This window comes from Actinokineospora enzanensis DSM 44649, from assembly GCF_000374445.1.
Taxonomy (GTDB): Bacteria; Actinomycetota; Actinomycetes; order Mycobacteriales; family Pseudonocardiaceae; genus Actinokineospora; species Actinokineospora enzanensis.
In genome coordinates this window covers 80,699-102,308 of sequence record NZ_KB894404.1, presented here as the reverse complement: position 1 = coordinate 102,308, position 21,610 = coordinate 80,699, and the positions used below count along the sequence as shown (strand labels likewise).

Sequence of the window (21,610 nt, the reverse complement as noted above, 5' to 3'; positions counted from 1 at the left end):
CCGCCCGCGCCAACATCGCGAACGCCGCCCGAGTCGCCCCGACACCCCCGGGACGACCCCCTACCGGCGGCAGGGGGACCTCCACGGCTTCGGTTCCTGTGTTTTGCGGGACCGCGGCTACGGGACCACCGGCAACAGGTTCGGCTTCCACACCCCGTCGTGCGCCAGCCCCGCCGCGCGCCGCTCCCGCGGGACGATCCCGTAGGTGGTCGTGCGCTGCCGGGCGGGCCGCCCCGCCGCCGCGGCCAGTGCCTCCAGGTCGGCGATCGTCTTGTAGCTGCCGTTGTCGCTGCCCGCCATCCTGCTGATCGTCTCCTCCATCAGCGTGCCGCCCAGGTCGTTGACGCCGCCGCGCAGCACATCCACCACGCCGCCGTCGCCGAGCTTCACCCAGCTGGTCTGGATGTTGGCGATCCGGCCGTGCAGCAGGATCCGGGCCAGCGCGTGCACCGCCCGGTTCTCCAGGTGCGTGGGGCCGGGCCGGGCGATGCCCGCCAGGTAGAGCGGGGCGTTGGTGTGCACGAACGGCAGCAGCACGAACTCGGTGAACCCGCCGGTGTCGGCCTGCAGCGCGGCGATGAGCTTGAGGTGCGCGACCCAGTGCGCGGGCGAGTCGACGTGCCCGTACATCATGGTCGAGGTGGTCGGGATGCCCAGCCGGTGCGCGGTGGTGACGACCTCGACCCAGGTGGCGGTGGGCAGCTTGCCCTTGGTGAGCACCCAGCGCACGTCGTCGTCCAGGATCTCCGCCGCGGTGCCGGGCAGCGAGTCCACACCGGACTCGCGGGCGGCGGTCAGCCAGTCCGCGATGGACAGGTCGGTGCGGCTGGCGCCGTTGACCACCTCCATCGGCGAGAACGCGTGCACGTGCAGGCCGGGCGCGCGCTTCCTGACCTCGGCGGCGATGTCGAAGTAGGCGGTGCCGGGCAGGTCGGGGTGGATGCCGCCCTGCATGCACACCTCGGTGGCACCGACCGACCACGCCTGCTCGGCCCGCGCCCCGACCTGGTCGAGCGAGAGCGTGTAGGCGTCGGCGTCGGTGCGCCGCTGGGCGAACGCGCAGAAGCGGCAGCCGGTGTAGCAGACGTTGGTGAAGTTGATGTTCCGGGTGACCACATAGGTCACCTCGTCCCCCACGGCCTCCGCCCGCAACGCGTCGGCGTACGCGGCCAACGCCTCGATCTCCGGCCCTTGCCCCGCGGACAGCAATGTCAGGGCGTCCGCGTCGGACAGTCCGGCCGGGTCCCGCTCGGCATGCCGCAACGCGGTCGTGAACTCGGGCCGCAGCGCGCCTGCCGCGCCGATCTTCCGTCCACTGTGGACGACCCGGTCGCGCAGCTCGTCCCAGTCCCCGTAGACGGAGTCGAAGTCGTCCCGCCGGTCGCCGGTCCGCCCGTCGGTGTCGATCGTGGCGTGCAGGTCGGTGCGCCCGGAGTCGACCAGCGCCACCTCCGGCTCCTGCCACGGCCGCCCGACCAGCGGCGCGTCCTCGACCGCCAGCCCGGTCTCGGGATCGGCCAGCGCGGCCACGTGCGCGGACAGCCGCGGGTCCAGCCAGGGCTCGCCGCGCTTGAGGTACTCGGGGTAGATCGTCAGCCGCTCCGCCAACCGGAACCCGGCCGCGGCGGTCCGCTCGGCCAACGTCTCGATCTGCGGCCACGGCCGCTCCGGGTTGACATGATCGGGCGTCACCGGCGACACACCACCCCAGTCGTCGATCCCGGCCCGCAACAACAACCCGAACTCGCCCCCGATGAGGTTCGGCGGCGCCTGGATGCGCGCCTTCGGCCCGAGCACGACCCGCGCCACGGCGACGGTCGCGGCAAGCTCCTCGGCCTCCGCGTCCGGCATCCCCCGCATCGCGGTATCCGGCTTCGCCCGGAAGTTCTGCACGATGACTTCCTGTACCCCGCCATACCGCCGCGCCACCTGCCGAATCGCGAACAACGACTCGACCCGGTCGGCCAACGTCTCACCGATCCCGATCAGCACCCCGGTGGTGAACGGCACCGCCGACCGCCCGGCCTCCTCCAACACCCGCAACCGCACCGCGGGCTCCTTGTCCGGCGACCCGAAATGCGGCCCACCCGGCTCGGCCCAGAGCTTGGTGGAGGTGGTCTCCAACATCATGCCCATGGACGGCGCCACCGGCTTCAACCGCTGGAAGTCGGTCCAGCTCAACACCCCCGGGTTGAGGTGCGGCAACAACCCGGTCTCCTCCAACACCCGGACCGCCATCGCCCGCACGTAGGACAGCGTGTCCGGATACCCGGCCGCCTCCAGCCACTCCCGCGCCGCGTCCCACCGATCCTCCGGCCGGTCACCGAGCGTGAACAGCGCCTCCTTGCACCCCATCGCCGCCCCCTGCCGGGCGATCTCGACCACCTCGTCCGGACTGAGAAACGGCGCCGCCAGTCGGCCGGGGACGGTCGCGAAGGTGCAATAGTGACAACGGTCACGACACAACCGCGTCAACGGGATGAACACCTTCCGCGAGTACGTGATCACCCCCGGCCGCCCCGCGTCCACCAGCCCCGCGTCCCGCACCCGCGAAGCCGTGGCGAACAGATCCGCCAGCTGCTCTCCCCGGGCATGCAGGAGAACCTCGGCCTCGGTCCGGTCCAGCACCACCCCATCCCGCGCCCGCCGCAGGACACGCCGCATCGCCGACTCGGTGGGCACGGGCAAGGTCACAGACACCTCCATGGAGCTCCTACGTCCAACCTATCCATGGACAACGACGCTCCACCGACCCCTGGGATTCCGGCCCCACTCCCCGCCTGCCCACAGGGTGGACACAACTCGTGATCCCCGCTGGACCCCAGTTCCCGACACACCACGCACGCAACGACGGAGACCCGGCCGCCTCCACCCACCCGACCCCCGACCTCTGCTCGCCCCGCAGGCGCCGCACCCTGGACACGCCCCCTCCCACCCGGGGGCAACCCGCCCAATACGTGGAACCCTAGGCGATGATCTTCGCTGTCAATATCCCTCAGTCGTGAGCTGTGGATGGATTCGCGGGGTTGTGGACAACCGCCCGGGAACCCCCGATTTCTCATTCTACCGACAGAGACCGACAGTCCCGAGTCGAATTGATCTTGGCTGTGGACAACCCCGTGAGACACACGGCCGTGAGTCAGGGACGAAGTCAGGCACGTGGATGTAGACGAGTCCTCGACCATAGGCTGGAAGCCCGGCACCCAATCGCCTCAGACGTGCTGAATACCAACGGCGCGAACGACCTGTCACTTCACCCGTACAGCACCACAAAGCAGGCCCCGCCCCACCAGGGGGCGGCCCACCAGAAAGGCAACCTAGACGATCACGAACGCTGTCAATATCCCCCGACCGTGGCCTGTGGACGATTCCGCAGCCCTGTGGACAACCCCGGAACCCCCCTCAACCCGGCAACACCCCAACCACAGCCCGCTTCGCCTTCCGCGGCGCCGCCACCACTGCGTCACCCACGCTGTCACTCGTATCCGAGATCCAATCCCCCAAGTCATGCCCAGCCCGGCGCGCGCGCCAGGCCACGGACGGCTTGCCATGTGTGTCGGCGGATGCGATGAGCAACCCACCCATCAGACTCACGTTCTTCACGAAGTGGATCTGCTGTTGCTGCCGCACCGCCGGGTCCTTCTCCTCCCAGAAGCGGTGACCAGCGATCGTGGTCGGCACCAGACTGCCCGCCAGCAGCAGCGAAGCGAGCCGGGGGAAACGACCGAGGGCCAACGCGACACCGGCGCCGATCTTGACCGCGGCGTCGATGCGGACCAGGGCGGCCGGGTCCGTGGGCATCTGGCCGGGCAGCTTGTCGCCGACCTTGGCGCGGAGGCCGTCGACCAGGGGTTTGGCCGCTTCGGCGTGTACGTCCACGGCGCGGAGGGCGTTGATGCCGCCGCTGATGAAGATCGCGGCGAGCATGGGCCGGGCCAGCCTGCGCAGGATCATCGTCGTCGTCCTCTCAGTCGATCCGGTCCTTGGTCTGCGCCACGAGGTCGCGCACGTGCGAGATGTCCCCGCAGGCCGAGTCGACACGCTGGGCGCGGGCGGCGACGAACCGGTCGCCCAACTCCGCGCGCCGGTCGGCGGACACCGCGTCGCGGGCCGGGTCGAGGATCGTGCGCTCCTCCTCGTCCACGTGGTGGTTGATGGCCTTGACCAGCTTCTCCAGCTTGTCGTCCCATCCCTCGGCCTCGGGGTCGCCCAGCTCCATCAGGTCGAGCAGGGCGACATGGCCCTCGGCGTGCTCCTCGGCGCCGTGCTCCACCTCGTGGTCGTCCACCCCGTCGAACCGGCGCAGCGCGGGGTACACCTCGGCCTCCTCGGCCTCGGCGTGCGCGACCAGGATCTCCGCCAGCTCGGCGAGCACCTTCCTGCGGTCGTTCGAGCTGTCGCGCAGCTGCCGGAACAGGTCCTCGAACCGGCGGTGGTCGGTGAGGATCAACTCGATCACGTCTGTGGACAACCAGGGCCTCCCTAGAGCGTTCGTCGCCTTGGGTGTTACCCCTGGCGGGCACCGGTCAACCTCCCCGCGGTCACGGTAGGGCGAGCGCGGAGCGGGCGCGCGCCAGAGCCGTGTCGGACGCGGGCAGCAAGGGCAGCCGGACGGCCGGGGTGGCGATCTCGCCGCGCTCGTGCAGGACGGCCTTGATGACGGCCGGGTTGGGTTCGGCGAACAGCGCCGCGGACAGGGTCGCGAGGTGGTGGCCGCGGCCGGGGCGGGCGATGAGGTCGGCGAAGTCCGACGTGCGCAGGTGGGCGGAGGCGAGGATGCCGCCGTCGGCGCCCAGGGCCAGGAGCGGGGCGAGCATGACGTCGTCGCCCGCCAGGACGCTGAAGTCGGCGGGCTTGGCGGCCATGAAGGCGACGGTGTCCGTGTCGATGGCGACCAGTGAGTTCTTGGTGCCGACGACGCCCGGGACGGACGCCAGCCGGTGGAGGGTCTCGGCAGTGAGGGTGGTGCCGGTGCGGTGCGGCACGTTGTACACGATCAGGGGAACGTGGCAGGCGATCGCCTGGAAGTGGGCGATGACACCTGCCGGGGACGGCCGGGTGAAGGGCGGGACCGGGACGAGGGCCGCCGCGGTGCCTTCGGGGAGGTCCTTGAGGGCTTGGGCGGTGGCGCGGGTGCTGTTGGTGCCCGCGCCGATGAGGAGAGGGGCGTGGTGTTCGGTGGCCGCTTCCTGGCAGATGGCGAGGATGGTGGCGCGTTCTCGGGGGGTGAGGGTGGCCGGTTCCGCGGTGGTGCCCAGGGCCAGCAGGCCGGTGGCGCCCGCGGTGAGGGCGTTGTGGGCGAGGGCTGTCAGGGCCGCGGTGTCGACGTGGTCGTCTTCGGTGAACGGGGTGATAAGGGGGACGAACAGGCCGGTGAGCGTCATAGGGCCAGCTTGGAGCCGATGCGCGTCGTGGACCAGTTCGGATGTCTTCACTGGTTGATTAGCGGACGCACGATTCCGTCACGGCCGGTAGGGCCGGTCGATTTCCACCGGCCCTACCTCGCCGCTGCTACTCCGAGCCTGCTTCGATGTCGCCCTCTACCTGGAGGTATAGGTCACGCAGGGCACTCAGGGTCTCCGGGTCGGGTTCGGCCCACATCTTGCGGTCGGCGGCTTCCAGGAGACGCTGGGTGATGCCGTGCAGGGCCCAGGGATTGGACTCGGAGAGGAACTTCCGGTTTTCCGGGTCCAATGCGTAAGTCTGGGCGAGCTTGTCATACATCCAGTCCGCGACCACGCCGGTGGTGGCGTCATAACCGAAGAGGTAATCGACCGTCGCGGCGAGTTCGAACGCACCCTTGTAGCCATGGCGGCGCATTGCCTCGATCCAGCGAGGATTGACCACGCGGGAACGGAAAACCCGGTTGGTCTCCTCGGCGAGCGAGCGGGTCCGGACGGCGTCCGGGCGGGTGCTGTCACCGATGTACGCGGCCGGGGCCTTGCCGGTGAGGGCGCGGACGGTGGCGACCATGCCCCCGTGGTACTGGAAGTAGTCGTCGGAGTCGGCGATGTCGTGTTCGCGGGTGTCGACGTTCTTGGCGGCGATGTTGATGCGGCGGTACGCCGACTCCATGTCCGCGCGGGCCTCGACGCCGTCCAGGTCCCGGCCGTACGCGTAGCCGCCCCAGACCGCGTAGACCTCGGCGAGGTCGGAGTCGTCGCGCCAGTTGTGGCTGTCGATCAACGGCAGCAGGCCCGCACCGTAGGCGCCGGGTTTCGAGCCGAAGATGCGGGTGGTGGCGTTGCGGGCGTCCTTGGCCGCGTCGGCCTGGACGTGGGCGCGGATGTAGTTGTCCGCCTGCGACTCGTCCAGGTCGGCGACCAGGCGGACGGCGTCGTCGATCAGGTACACCACGTGCGGGAACGCGTCGCGGAAGAAGCCGGAGATGCGGACGGTGACGTCGACCCGGGGGCGACCCAGGTCGGTCAGCGGGATGGCTTCCAGACCGCTGACGCGGCGGGAGGCCTCGTCCCAGACGGGGCGGACGCCGAGGAGGGCGAGGATCTCGGCGATGTCGTCGCCCGCCGTGCGCATGGCGGAGGTGCCCCAGACCGAGAGGCCGACCGAGCGGGGCCACTCGCCGGTGTCCTTGCGGTAGCGGGCGACCAGGGACTCCGCCATGGCCGAGCCGGTCTCCCAGGCCAGCCTGCTGGGCACCGCCTTCGGGTCGACCGAGTAGAAGTTGCGGCCAGTGGGAAGCACGTTCACCAGGCCGCGCAGGGGTGAGCCGCTCGGGCCCGCGGGGACGTAGCCGCCGTCGAGGGCGTGCAGGATGTGCGTGATCTCGTCGGTGGTGCGGGCCAGCCGGGGCACGATCTCGGTGGCGGCGAAGGTCAGCACCTCCGCGACGGCCGGGTTGTCGGCGCCGAGGACCGCGCGGGTGACCGCGACGGCGTCGCCCCATTCGGCGTCTTCCATGGCCTGGACCAGGGACAACGCCACGGCGTCGATCTCGTCGACGCGGGTGCGGGACTCCGAGCCGTCCTCGGCCAGGCCCAGCGCCTCGCGCAGGCCGGGCAGGGCGGCTGCCTGGCCGCCCCACATCTGGCGGGCGCGCAGCATCGAGTTGACCAGGTTGACCCTGGCCGGGCCGACCGGCGCGTCGCCCAGGGTGTGCAGGCCGTCGCGGATCTGCACGTCCTTGATCTCGCACAGCCAGCCGTCGACGTGCAGCAGGAAGTCGTCGAACTCGGCGTCGTGCGGGCGGTCGTCCATGCCAAGGTCGTGGTCGAGCTTGGCGGCCTGGATCAGGGTCCAGATCTGCGCGCGGATGGCGGGCAGCTTGGCCGGGTCCATCGCCGCGATGTTCGAGTGCTCGTCGAGCAGCTGCTCCAGCCGGGCGATGTCGCCGTAGCTCTCCGCGCGGGCCATCGGCGGGACCAGGTGGTCGACCAGGGTGGCGTGCGCGCGGCGCTTGGCCTGGGTGCCCTCGCCCGGGTCGTTCACCAGGAACGGGTAGATCAGCGGCAGGTCGCCGAGCGCGGCGTCCGGGCCGCAGGCGGCGGACAGGCCGAGGTTCTTGCCGGGCAGCCATTCCAGGTTGCCGTGCTTGCCGAGGTGGACCGCGGCGTGCGCGCCGAACGTCTCGGCGACCCAGCGGTACGCGGCGAGGTAGTGGTGGCTGGGCGGCAGGTCCGGATCGTGGTAGATGGCGACCGGGTTCTCGCCGAACCCGCGCGGCGGCTGGACCATCAGCACCACGTTGCCCGCCTGGAGCGCGGCGATGACGATCTCGCCGTCGGGGTCGGTCGAGCGGTCCACGAAAAGCTCGCCGGGCGCCGGGCCCCAGTGCTCCTCCATGGACTCCCGCAGCTCGGCGGGCAGCGTCTCGTAGAAGGCGCGGTAGCGCGCGGCGGAGATGCGCACGGGGTTGCCGGTGAGCTGTTCCTCGGTCAGCCAGTCCGGGTCCTGCCCGCCCGCGGCGATGAGCGCGTGGATCAGCGCGTCGCCGTCGCCCGCGGCCAGTCCGGGCAGGGCGTCCTCGGGACCGAGGTCGTAGCCCGCGTCGCGCAGCGCGTTCAGCAGCCGGATCGCGCTGACCGGCGAGTCGAGGCCGACCGCGTTGCCGATGCGCGAGTGCTTGGTCGGGTAGGCCGAAAGCACCAGCGCCACCTTGCGTTCGGCGGGTGGCGTGTGGCGCAGCCGGGCGTGCTTGACCGCGATGCCCGCGACCCGCGCGGCGCGTTCCGGGTCCGGCACGTACACCGACAGGCCGTCGCGGTCCTGTTCCTTGAACGAGAACGGGACGGTGATCAGCCTGCCGTCGAACTCGGGCACCGCCACCTGGGTCGCGGTGTCCAAAGGCGACAGACCGTCGTCGCTGGCCGCCCAGGTGGCGCGGTCGGAGGTCAGGCAGAGGCCCTGGAGGATCGGGATATCCAGGTCGGCGAGCGCGCCGACGTCCCAGGCCTCGTCGTCGCCCCCGGCACTCGCGGCGGCGGGCAGCGTGCCGCCCGCGGCCAGCACGGTCACCACCAGGGCGTCCAACGTGCCCAGGACCGCGAGCAGGTCCGCGGGCGCGGTGCGCAACGACGCGCAGTACACCGGCACGGCCACGCCGCCCGCGTCCTCGACCGCGTCGGCGAGGGTGGCCACGAACGCGGTGTTCCCGGCAAGGTGGTGGGCGCGGTAATAGAGAACGCCGACCCTCGGCCCCTCGGTGTTGCGTGCGACACGTTCGAAGTGTCCCCACGGCGCCAGCTCCACCGGCGGGGCGAACCCGGTCCCGGTCAGCAGCAACGTGTCCGACAGGAAGTGAACAAGCTCACGCAGGTTGTCCGGACCACCGAAGGCGAGATACCGGTGCGCCTCGGCGACCACGCCGCCCGGCGCGGTCGAGCACTCCATCAGCTCCGCGTCCGGCGCCTGTTCCCCGCCCAGCACCACGACCGGGCGTGGACCGGCCAGCAGCGAGTCCAGCCCCTCCTCCCAGGCCCGCCGACCACCGAGCAACCGCACCACCACGACGTCCACGCCGTCGAGCAGTCCGGGCAGGTCATCGAGGTGCAGCCGGGCCGGGTTGGCCAACCGGTAGTCCGCGCCGCTCGCGCGCGCGGAGAGCAGGTCGGTGTCCGAGGTCGACAAGAGCAGGATCATGCGAGCCCTCCTGGGGTCCGCGCCCCTGGTCGTGGGTGGCGATGGCCGGAGTGTCCTGGCTCCCGGATCGGTGCTCGCCCCGGCCTTCCCGCTCGCGCGGTGGCCGTGCGTTGGGGTCCGCTCCCCGGTGACAGTGGCGGGACCGCGCCGGACTCACACCGGCTTCCTCCGCTGCCATCGCTGTGTCCCGCTCACCTTATATTCGGACGGTGGCCTTCTCCCAGCCCTCGCCGTCAACCGGACCGGCGGACCACTCGGACGGCCGCGCGCCCGTCCCGGCGGACCGACGCGCGGGCGGTGACGCGTGTCCGGGCGCGCTGGACACGCACCAGGCCGCGGACGGCGGGCTGGCGCGGGTGCGCGTGCCGGGCGGGCGGCTGCGCGCCGACCAGCTGCACGCGCTGGCCGACCTGGCCGACGAGTTCGGCGACGGCGCGCTGGAGCTGACCTCGCGGGCCAACGTGCAGCTGCGCGGCCTGGCCCCGGGCGTCGAGGCCGAGCTGGCCGACCGGCTGGCGGCCGCCGGGCTGCTGCCGTCGCGCCCGCACGAGAAGGTGCGCAACATCATCGCCTCGCCGCTCGGCCGGGCGGACCTGGTGGCCGGGCTGGACGCGGCCCTGTGTGCCGCGCCGGAGCTGGCCGCGCTGCCGGGCCGGTTCCTGTTCGCGGTGGACGACGGCAGCGGGGACGTGGCGTGGCTGGGCGCGGACGTGACCGCCGTCCCCCTGGCGGATCCGCGCCCAGCCGACGCCGCTGTCCGGACTGACTCCGCTGTCGGGACCGCTACCGCGGTCCCGACCGGAGCCGGGTTATCACCCTCCTCTGTGTCTTCGGGTCGGCCGGAAAGCCGTTGTCACCACGAGAAACCGGGACCACGCGATACGGACGCGGCGAACATCACACCACCGCCCAGCGCACGCTCGCGGAGCCCGCGCGATCCCGCGGTACCCCTCGATCTCCCCGGTGCGGCGACCCCACTGGATCCCGATGTGTCTTCGTTGCTCAATTCAACCCCCGTGAACGGCGCGGTCCCCGACCACGCGAGCGACCCGACCATGCCGGGTCACGCCGCCGAGGCGACCGCGCACCTGTCATCCCCCGCGCGCCACACGAACGACCCACTCCCCGGATCGGACGCGGCGCGCCCGGCCGACCACCGTCGCGACCACGTGGTCCCCCAGCGCGGTCGGGTGGCCGACCCGACCGGTCCCCCGCGGGAGAATCCCCGGAAATCCCCGATCCCACAAGCGATTTCGCCCGGGATCCCGGTGGGCATCCCCGGGACGGTCTCGACGGTAGTACGACCTACGCCCAGTCTATCCGGGTCGAGCGACAGTCCGGTGGCCGAGCGTCGAGGTGTGGACAGTTCGTCCGCACCACACCACTCCGGACAGTGCGGACCCCGCTACGCCGTGCTGCTGGCGGGGATCGATCACGGCATCCGACTCGCCCACTGTGATCTCGTGTCCGGCCTGCTGGCCTGCGCGCGGGCGTTTCTCGAACTGCGGGAAGACGAGTGGCGGATGGTCGAGCTGGGACCACGCGCGGCCGCGGTCGCGGCACGGGTCGGCACCACCGGCGAACGGCTCGTGCCAGGACGGGCACGAGCCGCCGGGTCGCCCGGACCGGTGGTGTTCGCTGACGGCGTACCCGGGTATGGCGCGACGGTGCCCCTCGGGCGGCTCACCGCGGCCCAGGCCCGCACGCTCGGTGACGTGATCGTGACCCCGTGGCGCGGGATCGTGGTGCGCGGGGACGGCGCCGGACTCGCCGCGGCGGGGCTGCTCACCGACCCGGGCGCGCCCGGGATCGGTGTGACGGCCTGCGCGGGCAAACCCGGATGTGCCAAGGCATTGGCGGATGTCCGTTCGCTCGCCTTGACCGTCCGGACACCGGGGCGGGCGGTGCACTGGTCCGGCTGCGGCCGCCGGTGCGGGCGTCCCGCCGGAGACGTGCTGGACGTGGTGGCCACCGAGGACGGCTACCTCGTCGACGGCCGGGCGGTGCCCGGCGAACGGGTGGCCACCGCGGTCGCCCTGGGCAGGCAGGAGCGAGGGTGACCGACTACATCCGGGACGGCGCGGAGATCTACCGCCGTTCGTTCGCCACCATCCGGGCGGAGGCCGACCTGGCCTGCCTGCCCGCGGACGTGGCGCGCGTGGTGGTGCGCATGATCCACGCCTGCGGGATGGTGGACTTGGTCGCCGATGTGGCGCACTCCCCCGACGTGGTCGCCGCGGCCCGGTCGGCGCTGCTGGCGGGCGCGCCGGTGCTGTGCGACGCGCACATGGTCGCCTCCGGCATCACCCGGCGCAGGCTGCCCGCCGACAACGAGATCGTCTGCACGCTGAGCCACCCCGAGGTACCCGGGCTGGCCGAACGCCTGGGGACCACGCGCAGCGCGGCGGCCCTGGAACTGTGGCGGGATCGGCTCGCGGGCTCGGTCGTGGCCATCGGCAACGCCCCGACGGCGCTGTTCGCCTTACTGGAGATGATCGACGCGGGCGCGCCCCGACCCGCCGCGATCCTGGGCCTGCCGGTCGGGTTCATCGGCGCCGCCGAGTCCAAGGACGCGCTGGCCGCGCACCCGGCGGACATCCCCTACCTGGTGGTGCGGGGCAGGCGCGGCGGCAGCGCGATGGCCGTCGCCGCGGTGAACGCGATCGCGAGCGAGGCGGAATGAGCGGCACCCTCTACGGCGTCGGCCTCGGTCCCGGCGACCCCGACCTGGTGACGGTCAAGGCGGCCCGGCTGATCGGCGCGGCGGACGTGATCGCCTACCACAGCGCCCGGCACGGCCGGTCGATCGCGCGCGGCGTCGCGGCGCCCTACCTGCGCGCGGGGCAGATCGAGGAACAGCTGATCTACCCGCTGACCGTGGAGACCACCGACCACCCCGGCGGCTACGCGGGCGCCATGGCCGAGTTCTACGAGCAGAGCGCGGCGCGGCTGGCCGCGCACCTGGACGCGGGCCGGGACGTGGTGGTGCTGGCCGAGGGTGACCCGCTCTTCTACGGCTCCTATATGCACATGCACAAGCGCCTGTGCGACCGGTACCCGACGGAGGTCGTGCCGGGCGTGACGTCGGTGAGCGCGGCGGCAGCGGTGCTGGGCAGGCCGTTGGTGGAGGGCGAGGAGGTCCTGACGGTCCTGCCGGGGACCCTCCCGGCCGAGGATCTCGCAGAACACCTGGCGCGTACCGACTCCGCGGCGGTGCTCAAGCTGGGCCGCACGTTCGGCAAGGTCCGCGACGCGTTCGAGGCGGCGGGCAAGCTCGACCGTGCCCTCTACGTCGAACGGGCGACCTGGTCGGCGGGGCGGGCGCTGCCATTGTCCGAAGTGGACCCCGCGACGGTGCCGTACTTCTCGCTCGCGCTGCTGCCCAGCCCGGTGAACGACGGCGTGGCCGCGAGCGCCCCGGCGGCGAGCGAGACCGGGTCGGTGGGCGAGGTCGTGGTGGTCGGCACCGGGCCCGCCGGGCGGCCGTGGCTGACGCCGGAGGCACAGGAGGCGTTGGCGGTGGCCGACGACCTGGTCGGGTACAAGACGTACCTGGACCGGGTGCCGGTGAACCCGCGGCAGCAGCGGCACGCCTCGGACAACCAGGTGGAGGCCGAGCGGGCAGCGTTCGCACTGGACCTGGCCAAGCGCGGCCGCCGGGTCGCGGTGGTCTCCTCGGGCGACCCGGGCGTGTTCGCCATGGCGGCGGCCGTGCTGGAGGTGGCCGCCGATCCACTGTGGACCGACGTGCCGGTGCGGGTGCTGCCCGGCCTGACCGCGGCGCAGGCGGTGGCAAGCCGGGTAGGCGCGCCGCTCGGGCACGACTTCTGCGTCATCTCGCTGTCGGACCGGCTGAAGCCCTGGTCGGTGATCACCGACCGGCTGGCCGCGGTGGCCGCCGCCGACCTGGTGATCGCGATCTACAACCCGGCCTCGAAGACCCGCACCTGGCAGCTGGGCGAGGCCAGGGACCTGCTGCTGCGGCACCGCTCGGCGGACACACCGGTGGTGATCGGGCGGGACGTGGGCGGCCCGGCGGAGACCGTGCGCGTGGTGCGCCTGGCCGAGCTGGACCCGACCACAGTGGACATGCGGTGCCTGCTGTTGGTCGGTTCGTCGCAGACTCGTGTGGTGGAGCGTGGGAACGGGCAACGCGTCGTGTTCACGCCGAGGCACTACCCGCGGACCTGAGCCGCCGTCGAGTCGATCACCTGGGCCGACCACCCTGCGGAACGGTCGTGGGGTGGTTAGCATCACGATCGACTCGATCGGGGACCCTTGGCGCACAAGGGATGTACGTCCCCGAACGAGATTCCTCGATCGAGTGGACGACACGGAAGTAGGTCACGGTGAGTCATCGGTGTCGCGTCGCCATCCTGGCCGCGCTGCTGCTCACGTCCGCGTGTGCCAAGGACGCCTCGACCCCGTCCGACGCGGGCACCACGACCACGGTGCCCGCCGCCACGACCACGGCGGCGGGCTCATCCGAGATCCCGCCGACCAAGTCGACCTGTGCCCCGGGCTCGACCACGCCGAGTACGGAACTCACCCCGGCCGCGACCGCGGGGACGGCCGCCGCCGACACGCTGACCGCGACCCAGGCGTTCCTCGCCGGACTGGACGCCACCCAGAAGAGCACGGTCCTGGCCGAGCGCACAGCGGCGAACCTGGCGCAGTGGTCCAACCTGCCCGACCAGCTGTTCAAGCGGGCGGGCCTGCGCATGGACACGCTGAGCACGGCGCAGAAGACGCTGGTGAAGAAGGTCCTCGAATCGGCGCTGAGCTCCTCCGGCTACGCCCAGGTCACCCAGATCAGCGCGGCGGACGGGGTGCTCGCGGCCGCGGGCGGCATGAACCTGGACTTCGGCGCCGACCACTACTGGATCCGCGTGCTGGGCACCCCGGCCGCCACCGGGAAGTGGACCATCCAGTACGGCGGCCACCACCTGGCGCTCAACATCACCCTGTCGGGCAAGGACATGACCCTCGCCCCCACGCTGTGGGGCGCCCAGCCCGCCTCCTACACGGCGGGCGGCACCCCGTCCGAGCCGTTGTGCGGGGAGACGGTGCAGGCGTTCGCGCTGATCGACGCGCTGGACGCGACGCAGCAGAAGGCCGCCATCCTGACCACCCCGGTCAAGGAGATCGTGCTGGGCGCGGGCCAGGACGGCAAGACGCTGGCCCAGGAGGGGGTGAAGGCGTCCACCTTCACCTCCGCCCAGAAGCAGAAGCTGCTCGACCTGATCGACGAGTGGATCACCCCACTGAACGGCGGCGCGGCGGCCGCCAAGCTGGCCGAGGCCCAGCGCAACCTCGACGACACCACCTTCGCCTGGTACGGCGCCACCACGATCGGCCAGCCGGTCTACTACCGGGTCCAGGGGCCGACCTTCACCATCGAGTTCGCCCACCAGCAGGGCCAGGGCGCCAACGCGGGCGGCATCACCCACATCCACTCGATCTACCGCGAGCCGGAGAACGACTACGGCTCGCAGCTGGGCACGTGATCCTCGACCTGCTGTGCGCGGTTCTCCTGCACCCTACCGACGAGCTCGTCCACCAGGCGTACCTGACCCGGTCGCCCACGGGCCTGACCGTCGAACTCGACCTCACCCCCGGCGTCCTGGTGGCCCCGGCCTTCGCCCACCTGCTGGACACCGACGGGGACGGCACCCTCAGCCCCGCCGAGGCCGGGACGCACGCGGCCGCCGTCCTGTCGACCCTTGTCGCCGATGCCGACGACCAGGCCGTGCACCTGACCCTGACCAAGCACGACTACCCGCCCCTCGACCTGCTCAGCGCGGGCGGCGGCACGGTGACCCTGGAGTTCTCGGGCGCTGTTCCCGGTGGCGCGCACGAACTCCGCTTCGAGGATCGGTACGACCCGGGCCCGGCCAGCGTGATCCAGATGAGTGTCCTGACCACCCGGGACACGCATGCCCCAGCGTCGATCACCCATGCCGACAACGGGCGGACCATCACGCTCGGCCTGGACGACGCTGCGGCGACCCAGGTCGGCGGCGCGGCCATGGCCGAGGCTTCCGGTTCGGCCATGCTGGACGCTCTTCGCAGACCGCTGACGTCCCCGCTCGCGTTCCTCCTGCTGATCGGCGCGTGCGCCCTGCTCGGTGCCCTGCACGCGTTGACCCCGGGCCACGGCAAGACCCTGCTCGCCGCCTACCTGGTCGGCGACCAGGGCACTCCCCGGCAGGCGGTCGTGCTGGGCCTGGTGATCACCTGCACGCACACCGCCGCCGTACTGCTGTTGGGCGGCGCCATCCTGGTGATCGGCGGCAGTACGCTCCCGCACATCGCCGTCCCGATCCTGACGGTGGTGAGCGGGGGCGTCGTCCTGGTCCTCGGCCTGCGCTTGGTCCGCTCCCGCCTACCCCGCGCCCAGCAGGCGAACCACGGTCATGGCCACGGGCACGGGCACGGGCACGGGCACGGGCACGGGATATCGCATACCCATCCGGCGCCGGATCAGCCCGGTGCCGTGACCGTGGCGCACAAGCCGAGCCTGCGCGCCACGGCGGCCCTGGGCGTCTCCGCAGGCATGATCCCCTGTCCCGAGGCCCTCAGCGTCCTCCTGCTCGCCATCGGCCTGAACCGCACCGCCCTGGGCCTGCTGATGATCACCGCGTTCAGCCTCGGCCTGGCGGCGGTCCTCATCGGTCTGGGGCTGCTCCTGGTCTCCGGCGCCCCACTGCTCACCCGCGCAACCACCCACCGTCCACAATGGATGACCAGGCACCTGTCGCTGTTGTCCGCCCTGGTGGTCACCATCCTCGGCGCCCTTCTCGCCACCAGCGGCCTCGGCGACCTGCTGACCTGATCACCGCCGCAGCTCGACCAGCGCGGCCAGCTCGTCATCGGAAAGCTCGGAAAGCCTGCCGCCGCCCAACACCGCATCGGCCATCCCCCGCTTGACCTTCAACAGCTCCCCCACCCGCTCCTCCACGGTGCCCTCGGCGATCACCCGGTGCACCTGCACGGCCCGCGTCTGCCCGATCCGGTAGGCGCGATCGGTGGCCTGGTCCTCGACAGCCGGGTTCCACCACCGGTCGTAATGCACCACATGGTCGGCCCGGACGAGGTTCAACCCGACCCCCGCCGCCCGCAACGACAGCAGGAACACCGAGAACTCGCCGTCCCCGAACCGACGAACCAGCTCGTCCCGCCCGGAAACCGACGTGCCCCCGTGCAGAAAGCCGGTGGCGATGCCCCGTTCCCGGAGGTGCCGCTCCAGCAGCCGCCCCATGGCCACGTACTGCGTGAACACGAGTGCGGCGCCGCCCTCGGCGAGGATGGTGCCGAGCAGCTCGTCCAGCAGCGCCAGCTTCCCGGACCGGCCCGCCAGCCGGGTGTTCCGCTCCCCCAGGTACTGCGCGGGGTGGTTGCAGACCTGTTTGAGCGAGGTCAGCAGCCTGAGGACGTGTCCTCGCCTGGCCATGCCCGAGCTGGCCTGGATCTGGCTCAGGGACTCGCGAACCACGGCCGTGTACAGCCCGGCCTGTTCCCGGGTGAGCGCCACGGCGTGATCGGTCTCGGTCTTCGCGGGCAGCTCGGGCGCGATCCCCGGGTCGGACTTCTTTCGCCGCAGGACGAACGGCCGGATCACCCGGGCCAGCCGGTCGGCGAGCTTCGGATCCTTCTCGATCGGCAGGATCCAGCGCGCGCGAAACGCGTCGGCAGTGCCCAGCAGCCCTGGAGTGGTCCAGTCGAGCACGGCCCAGAGGTCTGTCAGCGCGTTCTCGACCGGGGTGCCGGTCAGCGCGACCCTGGCGCGTGACGGGATCGTGCGCAATGCCTTGGCGGTCGCCGATCCCGCGTTCTTCACATGCTGGGCCTCGTCGGCGACGACCAGGTCCCAGGCGCCCACCGCGAGCCGGGCCGCGTCCCGGCGCATGGTCCCGTAGGTGGTCAGGAGGAACCCGGAGTCGGGCAGTGACCGCTCACGCCCGTGATACCGGCCCACCCGGACCCCGGGAGCGAACCGCTCGATCTCCCGCGCCCAGTTGCCCAGCAACGACGCCGGGCACACCACCAGCGTCGTCCCGCCGCGCAGGAGGTGCAGCGCGATCACCGTGATCGTCTTGCCCAGGCCCATGTCGTCGGCCAGGCACGCACCCAGTCCCAGCTCGGTCATCCGGGCCAGCCACCGCAGGCCGCGCACCTGGTATTCGCGCAAGGTCGCGGTGAGTCCGACAGGCTGGGGGATCCTTTCCGCGCCTGCCGGATCGGCGATGTCGGCGTGCAGCGCGGCCAGCCGCCCCTGGGGCACGACCCGCACCTCAGCGCCGTCGACGGTCGTGTGCCCGTCCAGGGCGGCGCCGAGCGCCTCGGCCACCGTCAACGGCTGAAGGACTCGGGGCATCAGGGCCCGATCGACCACGACCCACCGGTTACGCAGCCGGACCACCGTGCGGTGTGCCTCGGCCAGGACGTCGACCTCGGCCTTGGTCAGGGCGACGCCGTCGAGCATGAGTTCCGACTCGGCGGACAGCAGGCCACGCGACTCGATCCGCCCCAGCACGACCTGGCTGTCGAGCGAACCCAGCAGATCACGCGGCCAGTGCACGTCCACGCCGAGACGGGTCGCGTTCGCGATGAGGTCGGCGACCTCGTCCTCGGACAGCCCTAGCCGGTCGGGAATCTCCTGGTCCAGCAGTCGGTACAGCGGCGGCCACCGGCGCGCGGCCCGGCGCAGGGCGGTGCGCAGGCTCGCCCGGCTGTGGTCGTCGCCGCGTTCCCAGAGGTCACCCGCGTCGAGCACCACGGACGAGTCGATCGAGTCGTGCGCCTGCGGCACGCAGGTGCCGTCGGGCTCCACCCGCAGCGACAGCCGCAGGCCGACCACGTGGAGGCCGTGGCGCGGGATCGGCCCGGCGATCGCCTCGACGAACGCGCGGACCGCCTTCTCGGCGGGCGCGCCGGTGTTGTCGGCGTCGACCGGCATGCGGGTGGCTAGCTCGGTCAGCCGGTCGACGTCCTCCGGGCCGAGCGTGCCCTGGGCGATCCGCCGCAGCGCGACCACCACGACCGCGCCCCAGAACGCGGCCGTCGGGTGGCCGCGCGGGTCGCGGCGGGCCCGGGTGAGCACGGGCACGGCCTCGGGCAGCGGCAGCCGCACAGTGGCCACGGTGCGGTCGGGCAGCACCAGGTCGCCGAGTTCGACGCCGTCGGGCAGCTCGTCGCCGTGGAAGGCGACCGTGTCGGTTTCCACGGTCGCCGCGCACCGGACGAGCTGGGAGATCATCGCCGGAGCCACTCCAGCACGGCCTCGACGGTGTCGACGGCGTCCAGGTCCGGCGTGGCGGGCCTGCGCACGACCACCACCGGGACACCCAGCCGCTCGGCGGCGTCGAGCTTGGCGACGGTGAGCGGGCCGCCGCTGTCCTTGGTGACCAGGACGTCGATCCGGTGCTCGCGCAGCAGCGCCAGCTCACCGTCCACTGTGTACGGTCCACGGTCGAGCAGGACTTCGGCGCGCGCGGGCAGCGGCGAGTCCGGCTGGTCGACGCAGCGGATCAGGTACCAGTGCGAGGAGTCGGCGAAGGCGGGCAGGCCCTGTCGACCGGTGGTCAGGAAGACCCGCTCTCCCAAGGATTCCGCGACCGCGCGGGCATTGTGGAGGTCGTCGACCCAGTGCCAGCCTGGTCGCGAGGGCCAGCCCGGTCGCCGCAGCATGATCAGCGGGACGTCGGCCGCGCGGGTGGCAGCTGCGGCGGCCGCGCTGATCCGCTCGGCGAACGGGTGCGTGGCGTCCACGACGGCCGTGACCCCATTGTCGGACAACCATTCCGCGAGCCGCTCCGGCCCGCCGAACCCGCCGACCCGCACCTCGCCGACCGGCAGCCGGGGATCGCGCACGCGCCCGGCCAGCGACGAGACCACGGTGACCTCGGGCAGCTCGTGCAGCGTGGCGGCGAGGGCCCGTGCCTCGGCCGTGCCGCCCAGCACCAGCACCTTGGTCACGGACGTTCCCGGGCGGCCGAGTACAGGTGGCTGTCGCAGAACCCGCCCGGGTCGAGTACCCGCCCCACGATGATCACGGCCGTCCGCCGGATGCCCGCGTCCCGCACCCGGTCGGCGATATCGGCGAGCGTGCCGCGCAGGATCACCTCGTCGACCCGGGAGGCGTAGGCGACCACGGCGACCGGGCAGGTGGGGCCGTAGTTGGGCAGCAGCTCGGCGACGACCTCGTCCACGCGGTGCACGGCCAGGTGCAGCACCATGGTGGCCCCGGACTTCCCGAGCGTGCCCAGGTCCTCCCCGGGCGGCATGGGCGTCGCACGCGCGGACGTCCGGGTCAGCACGACCGTCTGACCGACGGCGGGCACCGTCAGCTCCTGCCGCAACGACGCGGCCGCCGCCGCGAACGCAGGCACCCCCGGCGTGACGTCGTACGGGATCCCCGCCGCGTCAAGGCGCCGCATCTGCTCGGCCATCGCGCTGAACACCGACGGGTCCCCGGAGTGCAGCCGCGCCACGTCGGACCCGGCCTCGTGCGCGGCCACCATCTCGGCGACGATCTCGTCCAGCGTCAGGTTCGCGGTGTCCACCTTCCGCACGCCGTCCGGGCACACGGCCAGCAGCTCCTCGGGCACGAGCGCCCCCGCGTACAGGCAGACCGGCGCGGCGGCGATGATGTCCCGTCCCCGCACGGTGATCAGGTCGGCGGCCCCCGGTCCGGCCCCCACGAAGTGCACCGTCACGCACCCACCCCGATTCGCTCGTTCCTGATCGCGACCCACTGGGTCACCGGCAGCGCCGGGCGCCACGCGGTGAACCCGCCGATCGGCGCCGCCCGCCCGACCTCCAGCCTGGTCAGGCTGCCGCCGACGGCCGCCTGCCACCGAACCACCAGCGCCTCGGACTCCAACGTCACCGCGTTCACCACGATCCGCCCCCCTGGCCGCAACGCCGACCAGCACGCCGGGAGCACACCCTCGGCGGTCACCCCGCCGCCGACGAAGACCGCGTCCGGCTGCTCAAGATCGGCCAACGCCGCCGGAGCGGCCCCACGGACCACCTGCAACCCCGGAACCCCCAACGCCCGCGCGTTCCGCACCACCCGATCGGCCCGCTCGTCCCTCGACTCGATGGCGACAGCCCGACAGGCCGGATGCGTCCGAGACCACTCGATGCCGACACTCCCCGAGCCCGCGCCCACATCCCACAGCAGCTCCCCCGGTTCCGGCGCCAACGCCGACACGGTCACCGCCCGGATCTCCCGCTTGGTGATCTGCCCGTCGTGCTCGTACACGTCATCCGGCAACCCGGGCACCCTCGGCAGCCGACGCGCCCCCGGATCCGCCACACACTCCACCGCCACGACATTCAGCGCCGCGATATCCAGCGCCGCGACCCCGTCGAGATCACCGGTGACCCGCTCCCCCGGCCCACCAAGCTCCTCCAACACGGTGACCACGCTGGACCCGAACCCCCGCGCCCTGAGCAGCTCCACCACGGCCGACGGCGTCGTCCCGTTCTCGCTGAGTACGAGTACCCGCCGTCCCGGGTGCAGCACCGCGTGCAACCGCTCCACCGGCCGCCCGACGGCACTGACCACCTCGACGTCGTCCGCCGCCCACCCCAACCTCGCACAGGCAAGCGACACCGACGACGGGTGCGGCAACACCCGCACCGGCCCGAACCGGCTCAGGGTGGTGCCGATGCCATGGAACATCGGGTCCCCACTGGCGAGCACACAGACCTCCCGGCCCGCGTACTCCGCCAACATCCCAGGGATCGCGGGCACCAGCGGCGACGGCCACGCGACCCGCTCCCCCGGCACCTCGTCCGGCAACAGCCCCAACTGCCGCCCCGCCCCGACGACGACCTCGGCCCCGAGGACCACCGCCCGCGCGGGCGGGGCCAACCCGGCCCAGCCGTCCGCCCCGATCCCGACCACCGTGACGCCGATCTCACCCTCCCCGCTCACACCCGCTCCGACGGCGACACCCGACCGTCCACCCGGACACCGCCGGACACCGTATCCGACCCTGACCAGCCCCGACCCCCGACGCGGCCACGCGCGACGATGCCCACTGAGCAAACCTCATTCCCGCGCCCACCGACCCGCACATCCGGCACAGCCCGGACAACACGCTCCGGACCGGTTGGCCGCTTGCCAGGTGGACGACGGCCCCGAGATGACCGCCCAGGGTTGGTTGATCGCTCGTCCGGTAGGTGACTCGCCCCAGAGGTGGTTGGCCGCTTGCCAGGTGGGTGATTGTTCCGAGGTGGTCGCTCCAGGGGTCGGGATGGTTGTTGCGTCGGGTGGAGATTCGGGACACGTGGCTTGGCTCGGGGCGGGCTGGTCTGCGACGATGCGTGGCGACCACAGCAGGGTGTGCGAGGAAACCGGTGCGAGTCCGGTGCGGTCCCGCCACTGTGACCGGGGAGCGCCAGTCCCCCTGTGTGCCACCGGGGCGGTTCGGCCCGGGAAGGCCGGGACCGGCGTGCGGATCCGGGAGCCAGGACACTCCGCCCTGCCGACGACCGA

14 protein-coding genes and 2 riboswitches are annotated in these 21,610 nt (G+C 72.3%); of the genes, 5 read left to right on the top strand and 9 right to left on the bottom strand.

Annotated features, from left to right (window positions below):
• Positions 1 to 117: 117 nt before the first annotated feature.
• The 5 genes from C503_RS0103195 to cobN all read right to left on the bottom strand — a co-directional run bounded on the left by C503_RS0103195 (position 118) and on the right by cobN (position 9,099).
• Positions 118 to 2,664: a bifunctional FO biosynthesis protein CofGH gene (locus C503_RS0103195; protein WP_026315933.1), complete on the bottom strand. Its 2,547-nt coding sequence runs from the start codon at positions 2,662 to 2,664 to the stop codon at positions 118 to 120.
• A 738-nt stretch (positions 2,665 to 3,402) separates the two neighbouring features.
• Positions 3,403 to 3,954, bottom strand: coding sequence for a DoxX family protein (locus tag C503_RS37690; protein WP_018680755.1), 552 nt, complete (start codon positions 3,952 to 3,954; stop codon positions 3,403 to 3,405).
• A gap of 13 nt (positions 3,955 to 3,967) precedes the next feature.
• Positions 3,968 to 4,471, bottom strand: a complete 504-nt coding sequence (locus tag C503_RS0103185; RefSeq protein WP_026315932.1) for a hemerythrin domain-containing protein — start codon at positions 4,469 to 4,471, stop codon at positions 3,968 to 3,970.
• A gap of 70 nt (positions 4,472 to 4,541) precedes the next feature.
• Positions 4,542 to 5,384 (bottom strand): dihydrodipicolinate synthase family protein, encoded by an 843-nt coding sequence (locus tag C503_RS0103180; protein WP_018680753.1) that lies wholly within the window; start codon positions 5,382 to 5,384, stop codon positions 4,542 to 4,544.
• Positions 5,385 to 5,511: 127 nt separating this feature from the next.
• Complete coding sequence (gene cobN, locus C503_RS0103175; RefSeq protein WP_018680752.1) at positions 5,512 to 9,099, bottom strand: cobaltochelatase subunit CobN; 3,588 nt, start codon at positions 9,097 to 9,099, stop codon at positions 5,512 to 5,514.
• Positions 9,100 to 9,148: 49 nt separating this feature from the next.
• Positions 9,149 to 9,267, bottom strand: a riboswitch (cobalamin riboswitch).
• Positions 9,268 to 9,308: 41 nt separating this feature from the next.
• Between cobN and C503_RS48810 the strand changes: the two genes are divergently transcribed.
• The 5 genes from C503_RS48810 (at position 9,309) to C503_RS42960 (ending at position 15,934) form a co-directional block, all read left to right on the top strand.
• Positions 9,309 to 11,159 carry a hypothetical protein gene (locus C503_RS48810; protein WP_018680751.1) on the top strand — a complete coding sequence of 617 codons (1,851 nt, stop codon included), beginning with the start codon at positions 9,309 to 9,311 and terminating at the stop codon, positions 11,157 to 11,159.
• Entirely contained in the window at positions 11,156 to 11,782 is a 627-nt protein-coding gene (locus tag C503_RS0103160) for a precorrin-8X methylmutase (protein WP_018680750.1), read from the top strand. The genes C503_RS48810 and C503_RS0103160 overlap by 4 nt, the downstream gene beginning before the upstream one ends.
• Positions 11,779 to 13,290: a precorrin-3B C(17)-methyltransferase gene (cobJ, locus tag C503_RS0103155; RefSeq protein ID WP_018680749.1), complete on the top strand. Its 1,512-nt coding sequence runs from the start codon at positions 11,779 to 11,781 to the stop codon at positions 13,288 to 13,290. The genes C503_RS0103160 and cobJ overlap by 4 nt, the downstream gene beginning before the upstream one ends.
• A gap of 158 nt (positions 13,291 to 13,448) precedes the next feature.
• Positions 13,449 to 14,606, top strand: coding sequence for a DUF3500 domain-containing protein (locus tag C503_RS0103150; protein ID WP_018680748.1), 1,158 nt, complete (start codon positions 13,449 to 13,451; stop codon positions 14,604 to 14,606).
• Positions 14,603 to 15,934: a HoxN/HupN/NixA family nickel/cobalt transporter gene (locus tag C503_RS42960; protein WP_018680747.1), complete on the top strand. Its 1,332-nt coding sequence runs from the start codon at positions 14,603 to 14,605 to the stop codon at positions 15,932 to 15,934. Before C503_RS0103150 ends, C503_RS42960 begins: the two co-directional genes overlap by 4 nt.
• Here the strand turns inward: C503_RS42960 and C503_RS0103140 are convergent, their stop codons facing one another.
• Genes C503_RS0103140 through cbiE form a run of 4 tightly spaced genes read right to left on the bottom strand, consistent with a single transcriptional unit; the run spans position 15,935 to position 21,046 of the window.
• On the bottom strand, positions 15,935 to 18,358 hold the full coding sequence (locus tag C503_RS0103140; RefSeq protein WP_018680746.1) for a DEAD/DEAH box helicase: 2,424 nt from the start codon (positions 18,356 to 18,358) through the stop codon (positions 15,935 to 15,937). It lies immediately after the preceding gene.
• The gene (locus C503_RS0103135; protein ID WP_018680745.1) at positions 18,355 to 19,077 is read right to left on the bottom strand and encodes a cobalt-precorrin-6A reductase; all 723 of its coding nucleotides are present in this window, start codon (positions 19,075 to 19,077) and stop codon (positions 18,355 to 18,357) included. The genes C503_RS0103140 and C503_RS0103135 overlap by 4 nt, the downstream gene beginning before the upstream one ends.
• Entirely contained in the window at positions 19,074 to 19,817 is a 744-nt protein-coding gene (gene cobM, locus C503_RS0103130; RefSeq protein ID WP_018680744.1) for a precorrin-4 C(11)-methyltransferase, read from the bottom strand. Before cobM ends, C503_RS0103135 begins: the two co-directional genes overlap by 4 nt.
• Complete coding sequence (gene cbiE, locus C503_RS0103125) at positions 19,814 to 21,046, bottom strand: precorrin-6y C5,15-methyltransferase (decarboxylating) subunit CbiE (protein WP_018680743.1); 1,233 nt, start codon at positions 21,044 to 21,046, stop codon at positions 19,814 to 19,816. The genes cobM and cbiE overlap by 4 nt, the downstream gene beginning before the upstream one ends.
• 416 nt (positions 21,047 to 21,462) lie before the next feature.
• Positions 21,463 to 21,591, top strand: a riboswitch (cobalamin riboswitch).
• The last annotated feature ends 19 nt before the right edge of the window (positions 21,592 to 21,610 follow it).

Bases quoted from the DNA above. Each gene is read 5' to 3' on its own strand.
- C503_RS0103195 (WP_026315933.1), bottom strand. From the start codon at position 2,664: ATGCGGCGTGTCCTGCGGCGGGCGCGGGATGGGGTGGTGCTGGACCGG.
- C503_RS37690 (WP_018680755.1), bottom strand. From the start codon at position 3,954: ATGATCCTGCGCAGGCTGGCCCGGCCCATGCTCGCCGCGATCTTCATC.
- C503_RS0103180 (WP_018680753.1), bottom strand. From the start codon at position 5,384: ATGACGCTCACCGGCCTGTTCGTCCCCCTTATCACCCCGTTCACCGAA.
- cobN (WP_018680752.1), bottom strand. From the start codon at position 9,099: ATGATCCTGCTCTTGTCGACCTCGGACACCGACCTGCTCTCCGCGCGC.
- cobJ (WP_018680749.1), top strand. From the start codon at position 11,779: ATGAGCGGCACCCTCTACGGCGTCGGCCTCGGTCCCGGCGACCCCGAC.
- C503_RS0103140 (WP_018680746.1), bottom strand. From the start codon at position 18,358: ATGATCTCCCAGCTCGTCCGGTGCGCGGCGACCGTGGAAACCGACACG.